This window comes from Arenimonas sp., from assembly GCF_019459675.1.
Lineage (GTDB): Bacteria > Pseudomonadota > Gammaproteobacteria > Xanthomonadales > Xanthomonadaceae > Arenimonas.
In genome coordinates, this window is record NZ_JAIBFH010000131.1 from 1 (window position 1) to 6,513 (window position 6,513).

General features: G+C 69.4%; 3 protein-coding genes and 2 pseudogenes. 1 reads left to right on the top strand and 4 read right to left on the bottom strand.

Annotated features, from left to right (window positions below):
* Both K0M70_RS04690 and K0M70_RS04695 read right to left on the bottom strand, forming a co-directional pair.
* Positions 1-315, bottom strand: a pseudogene (locus tag K0M70_RS04690) (methyltransferase); the annotation flags it as partial.
* Between the two features lie 166 nt (positions 316-481).
* Positions 482-1,276 (bottom strand): alpha/beta fold hydrolase, encoded by a 795-nt coding sequence (locus K0M70_RS04695; protein ID WP_290779935.1) that lies wholly within the window; start codon positions 1,274-1,276, stop codon positions 482-484.
* Positions 1,277-1,489: 213 nt separating this feature from the next.
* Here K0M70_RS04695 and katG point away from each other — a divergent pair, with 213 nt between their 5' ends.
* Positions 1,490-3,697: a catalase/peroxidase HPI gene (gene katG, locus K0M70_RS04700; RefSeq protein WP_290779937.1), complete on the top strand. Its 2,208-nt coding sequence runs from the start codon at positions 1,490-1,492 to the stop codon at positions 3,695-3,697.
* A gap of 93 nt (positions 3,698-3,790) precedes the next feature.
* Here katG and K0M70_RS04705 read toward each other — a convergent pair whose 3' ends face one another.
* Positions 3,791-6,025, bottom strand: a complete 2,235-nt coding sequence (locus K0M70_RS04705; protein WP_290779940.1) for an NADP-dependent isocitrate dehydrogenase — start codon at positions 6,023-6,025, stop codon at positions 3,791-3,793.
* Between the two features lie 123 nt (positions 6,026-6,148).
* Positions 6,149-6,513 (bottom strand): annotated as a pseudogene (locus K0M70_RS04710) (hypothetical protein); the annotation flags it as partial.

Below are 6,513 nucleotides of genomic sequence, written 5' to 3' on the forward strand. Positions count from 1 at the left end.
CCCGCCGGCGCCCGGGCTTATCGCGACCAGGGTCGGGCGGGGGCCGACGCCAAAGAAGGCCAGGGTTTCACGCGGGTGGCGGTAGGCGTCGCGGGCGACGTTGGCCGGGTCGCGCCAGTCGCCGGCGAGGATCGCATCCAGCGGATCGCTGTCGGCCTTGGGCGGCGCGACGTCGGCGGTGGCATCGGCGGCCGGGGTGGCGTCGGTGGTGGCCGGGGCGTCGGCGTCCGCCGGCGCGTCCTGGGACGCGGGCGTGCAGGCGCCCAGCATCAGGGCGGCGAGGGCGAGGGCAAGCGGGGACAGGGTCGGGCGCATCGGTGGGACTCCGGGTTCGTGGACTGCCGGCGAGGCTAGCACGGGGTCGTGTTAAGCCGCCGTGGCAGCCGCGCCTGCGGCGGATGCCGCTTTCGCGCCGGTCTGGCGTGCTGCGCCCGCTTCGCCCGAAGGGGCGGCCGCCGCGGGCCCGCCGCACGGCTGAGGATCACGTCGTCCGGTTGAGCGTGTCGGCAATCAGCTTCCACACCGAGGGGTTGAAGCACAGGCCCAGGTGCGAGGCGTCGATGTCCACGTGGCGCACGTCCGGGCTGTGGTGGTCGAAGGTGGCGGCATGGCCCACCACCGCGTCGGTGGGGCTGGCGATGGCGGTGATGCGGGCGCGGATGGGCGTGGACTCGCGCTGCGCCACGCCGCGTTCGATCCAGTCCAGGTCCATGCCGCGGCCCCGGAAAAACGCCGCGGCGCGCGTGTATTTCGGGCCGCCCTGCACCGGCGTGCCCAGCGTGATCACTTCCTCCACCAGGTCGGGCAGGTCGCGCGCCACTTCGCGCGCCACCACTCCGCCCAGGCTCCAGCCGATCAGCGTCAGCGGGGTGCCGCCGAGGTCATCGTGCCGCAGGCGTGCGCGCGCGACCATGCGGTCGCAGAGCATCGGCACCGAGGCTTCGTTGCGGTAGTGGGCGATCGGCTCGGCCGCCCAGCCCGGCGACAGGTCCGACAGCGTGTGCCGGATATCGACGCCGGCGCGGTTGAGGCCCAGGCCCCAGCCTTCGGCGTGGTGGCCGAGCTTGCGCAGGTAGCGGCGCAGCGGCCAGGTGGCGCGGTCGTCGGCGCCGAAGCCGGGCATCACGATGATGTTGCGCGGTCGCGTGGCGCGGGCCTTGCCGACCGGCAGCAGCAGCGGCAGCACCATGCGGCCGGCGTCGAGCAGGGCGCGCGATTCGCGCCAAGCGTGGGCGCCGTCGGGGCCTCTCAGCGCGGGCTTGCGGCTGGCCGTCATGGCGACCTGGGCGGGTGGGACATGATGGATTTACTCAGCAGCGCACGGACCCAAGTGTAAGGCCTGCGGGAGCCCTCTCGATAGCCGGCGCCTATCACAGGCATCCGAAACATTCATTTTCATCTTCACGGCCACAGGCCTAAGGTGAGGCAACACCGGGGTGGCGCCACCACCGCGGCACCCCTGCACCGTGCAAGTCCCAAGGAGAGAACCATGTCCACCGAATCCAAATGCCCCGTTACGGGCGGAACCCAACACATCGGCATGGGCAAAGGCCCGCGGAACCTCGACTGGTGGCCGAACGCGCTCGACGTTGGCGCGCTGCACGCGCAGCCGTCCAAGGGCAACCCGCTGGGTGACGACTTCGACTACCGCAAGGAATTCCTGAAGCTCGACCTCGACGCGGTGATGGCCGACCTCAAGGCGCTGATGGTGGATTCGCAGGACTGGTGGCCGGCCGACTACGGCAACTACGGCGGCCTGATGGTGCGCCTGGCCTGGCACGCCGCCGGCACCTACCGCATCAGCGACGGCCGTGGCGGCGCCGGCACGGGCGACCAGCGCTTCGCCCCGCTCAACAGCTGGCCCGACAACGGCAACCTCGACAAGGCCCGCCGCCTGCTCTGGCCGATCAAGAAGAAGTACGGCAGCAAGCTGTCCTGGGCCGACCTGTTCATCATGGCCGGCAATGCGGCGATGGAAGGCATGGGCTTCAAGACCTTCGGCTTCGCCGGCGGCCGCGCCGACGTGTGGGAACCCAACGTCGTGGACTGGGGTTCGGAAACCGAATGGCTGGCCACCAGCGACAAGGCCAACAGCCGCTACTCGGGCGAACGCGACCTGGCCAACCCGCTGGCCGCCGTGCAGATGGGCCTGATCTACGTGAACCCGGAAGGCCCGGACGGCAAGCCCGACCCCCTGGGTTCGGCCCGCGACATCCGCGAAACCTTCGCGCGCATGGCCATGAACGACGAAGAGACTGTGGCGCTCACCGCGGGCGGCCACACTTTCGGCAAGTCGCACGGCGCCGGTGATGTCGCCAACGTGGGCCCGGAACCCGAAGCGGCCGACATCGCCGAGCAGGGCTTCGGCTGGATCAACAAGCTCGGCACCGGCAAGGGCAACGACACCATCACCTCCGGCATCGAAGGCTCCTGGACCTCCAACCCGATCCAGTGGGACAACGGCTACTTCGACGTGCTGTTCGGCTACGAGTGGGAGCTGGTCAAGAGCCCCGCCGGCGCCCACCAGTGGCACCCGAAGAACCTGGCCGAGAAGGACATGGCGCCGTCCGCGCACGATCCGTCGAAGAAGGTCACCATCATGATGACCACGGCCGACATGGCAATGCGCATGGACCCGGCCTACGAAAAGATCTCGCGCCGCTTCCACGCCAACCCGGCCGAGTTCGCCGACGCCTTCGCGCGCGCCTGGTTCAAGCTGACCCACCGCGACATGGGCCCGCGCGCCCGTTACCTCGGCTCGATGGTGCCGCAGGAAGTGCTGATCTGGCAGGACCCGGTGCCGGCCGTGGACCATGCGCTGGTGGACGACGCCGACGTGGCCGCGCTCAAGGCCAAGGTGCTGGCTTCCGGCCTCACCACGCAGCAGCTGGTCGCCACCGCCTGGGCTTCGGCATCGACCTTCCGCGGCAGCGACAAGCGCGGCGGCGCCAACGGTGCGCGCATCCGCCTGGCCCCGCAGAAGGACTGGGAAGCCAACCAGCCGGCGCAGCTGGCCAAGGTGCTGGGCGTGCTGGAAGGCATCCAGGGCGGTTTCAACGCCTCCGCCACCGGCGGCAAGAAGGTGTCGCTTGCCGACCTGATCGTGATTGCCGGCAACGCGGCGGTGGAAGATGCGGCCAAGAAGGCCGGCGTCAGCGTCACCGTGCCGTTCTCGCCGGGTCGCACCGACGCGCGCCAGGACCAGACCGACGTGGATTCCTTCGAGCCGCTGGAGCCCAAGGCCGACGGCTTCCGCAACTACGTCGCCAAGGGCTACGAGTCCAACCAGGCCGAGCGCCTGATCGACAAGGCCGCGCTGCTGGGCCTCACCGCGCCGGAAATGACGGTGCTGGTCGGCGGCCTGCGTGCGCTGGACGCCAACGTCGGTGGCGCGAAGCACGGCGTATTCACCCAGACCCCGGGCGTGCTCACCAACGATTACTTCGTGAACCTGGTGGACATGGGCACGAAGTGGGCCCGCTCGGCGGCCGACACGAACGTGCTGGAAGGCCGTGACCGCAAGACCGGCGCAATCAAGTGGACCGGCACCGTGGTGGACCTGGTGTTTGGCTCGAACTCGCAGCTGCGTGCGCTGGCCGAGGTCTACGCCGAGTCCGACGCCCACCCGAAGTTCGTCAACGCCTTCGTCAAGGCCTGGACCAAGGTGATGGAGGCCGACCGCTTCGACCTGAAGTAAGCCCGTCCGGTCCGCTCCACCGGACCCCCGCCCCGCGTCGGCCCAGGCTGGCGCGGGGTTTTTCATGCCCGCGGCCCACCTGCCAGGTATCCCTCAGCTGGCGGCGAAGGCGTCCAGCGCGGCGTTGAAGGTGGGGCTTGGCCGCATCGCCGCCGTCACCTTGGCCATGTCCGGGTGGTAGTAGCCGCCGATGTCCACCGGCTTGCCCTGCACGGCGATGAGTTCGGCGACGATCCTGGCTTCGTTGTCCGACAGCGCCTTGGCCAACGGGGTGAAGGCCGCCTTGAGCAGCGCGTTCTCGTCCTGCGCGGCCAGCGCCTGGGCCCAGTACAGCGCCAGGTAGAAATGGCTGCCGCGGTTGTCCAGGCCGCCGACCTTGCGCGACGGCCCGCGATCTTCGTCCAGGATGCGGCCGTTGGCCTGGTCGAGCGTCCTGGCCAGCACCGGCGCGCAGGAATTCACCCAGCGCTGGCTGATGTGTTCCAGCGACGCGGCCAGGGCCAGGAATTCACCCAGCGAATCCCAGCGCAAATAGTTTTCTTCAACAAACTGCTGCACGTGCTTGGGCGCCGAGCCGCAGGCGCCGGTTTCGAACAGCCCGCCGCCCGCCATCAGCGGCACGATGGAGAGCATCTTGGCGCTGGTGCCCAGCTCCATGATCGGGAACAGGTCGGTGAGGTAGTCGCGCAGCACGTTGCCGGTGACCGAGATGGTGTCTTCGCCCTTGCGGATGCGGTCCAGCGAAACCTGCATGGCTTCGGCCGGCGGCAGGATGCGGATGTCCAGGCCGTGGGTGTCGTAGCCCTTGAGGTAGCGCTCGACCTTGGCGATCACCTGCGCGTCGTGCGCGCGCCCGGCGTCCAGCCAGAAGATCGCCGGCGTGGCGCTGATGCGCGCGCGGGTGACCGCCAGCTTCACCCAGTCCTGGATCGGCGCGTCCTTGGCCTGGCACATGCGCCAGATGTCGCCCTGCTCCACGGCGTGCTCGAACACCACGGCGCCGTCGGCGTCGGTGACCCGCACGGTGCCGGCGGTGGCGATTTCGAAGGTCTTGTCGTGCGAGCCGTATTCCTCGGCCTTCTGCGCCATCAGGCCGACGTTGGGCACGCTGCCCATGGTGGCCGGGTCGAAGGCGCCGTGCTTCTTGCAGTCGTCGATCACCACCTGGTAGATGCCGGCATAGCAGCGGTCGGGCACGACGGCCTTGGTGTCCTGCAGCTGGCCCTGGGCGTTCCACATGCGGCCCGAGTCGCGGATCATGGCCGGCATCGAGGCGTCCACGATCACGTCGCTGGGAACGTGCAGGTTGGTGATGCCCTTGTCGGAGTTGACCATCGCCAGCGCCGGGCGCGTGGCGTACACGGCGTCGATGTCGGCCTTGATGGCCGCCTGCACGTCGGCCGGCAGCGAGGCGATCTTCTCGTACAGGTCGCCGATGCCGTTGTTGAGGTCGAAGCCGGCCTTCGCCAGCACGTCGGCGTGCCTGGCCAGCGCTTCCTTGTAGAACTCCGCCACCACGATGCCGAACATGATCGGGTCGGAGACCTTCATCATGGTGGCCTTGAGGTGCAGCGAGAACAGCACGCCGCGCGCCTTGGCGTCGGCGATCTGGGCCTGGATGAACGTCGCCAGCGCCTGCCGGCTCATCACCGCGGCGTCGACGATCGCGCCGGCCTTCACCGCCACCTTGGGCTTGAGCACGGTGGTGGTGCCGTCCTGGGCCAGCAGTTCGATCTTCAGGCTGCCATCGCTGGCCAGGGTGGTGGAGCGTTCGCTGCCGAAGAAGTCACCGTGGTCCATGTGCGAGACGTGCGTGGCCGAATCGGCCGACCACTTGCCCATGCGATGCGGGTTCTTGCGCACGTTTTCCTTCACCGCCTTGGGCGCGCGGCGGTCGGAGTTGCCCTCGCGCAGCACCGGGTTCACGGCGCTGCCCTTGGCGCGGTCGTAGCGCTTCTTGGCGTCGGTCTCGGCGTCGGTGCCGGGGTCGTCCACGTAGTCGGGCAGGTCGTAGCCCTGGCCCTGCAGCTCACGGATGGCGGCCTTGAGCTGCGGCTCGGAGGCGCTGACGTTGGGCAGCTTGACGATGTTCGCCTCGGGCCGCGTGGCCAGGGCGCCCAGCTCGGCCAGGTCGTCGCTGATCTTCTGGTCGTCGCGCAGGCGCTCGGGGAACTGCGACAGGATGCGTCCGGCCAGCGAGATGTCGCGGGTCTGCACCGCTATGCCGGCGACGCGGGCGAAGGCCTGGACGATCGGCAGCAGCGACTGCGTGGCCAGGAACGGCGCTTCGTCGGTAAGCGTATAGATGATCTGGGGCGTGTCGGACATGGACAACTCTTCTCATGATGGCGTTGCCACCGGCTGGCGATCAGCCGCGGCGCGTGCAAGACCACCATTGTCGCGGTTCCGGACCGGCGGGGAAAGCGTGCCCCGGGTGCGCCGGTGCAGACACTACTGGACCAGGAAGCTGCGCTCCTCGACCACGCGGCCATTCACCGACACCGCCATCTTGTAGCCGCCGGCGGGCCAGGGGTCGGGCTGGGCGATGCTGAAAGTGGTGACCGTGGGCGTGCTGGGGCTGAGGCTCTGGCCCGCCGAAGCCACCGGGGTGCCGTCGGCCGCGGTCCACTGCGCGGCCAGCGTCAGGCCGTCGCTGCTGCCCACGCTGACCACGGACGCGTAAATCTTGTCGACGGGCGCGAACGTGTCCTGCGCCTGGCTGACCTGGCCCGCTTCGTCCACGGCCTTGCCCAGCGTTACCGACGTGATGCGGAAATCGCCGGTGGGCATGGGCGGCAGCTCGGCGGGGGCCGGCC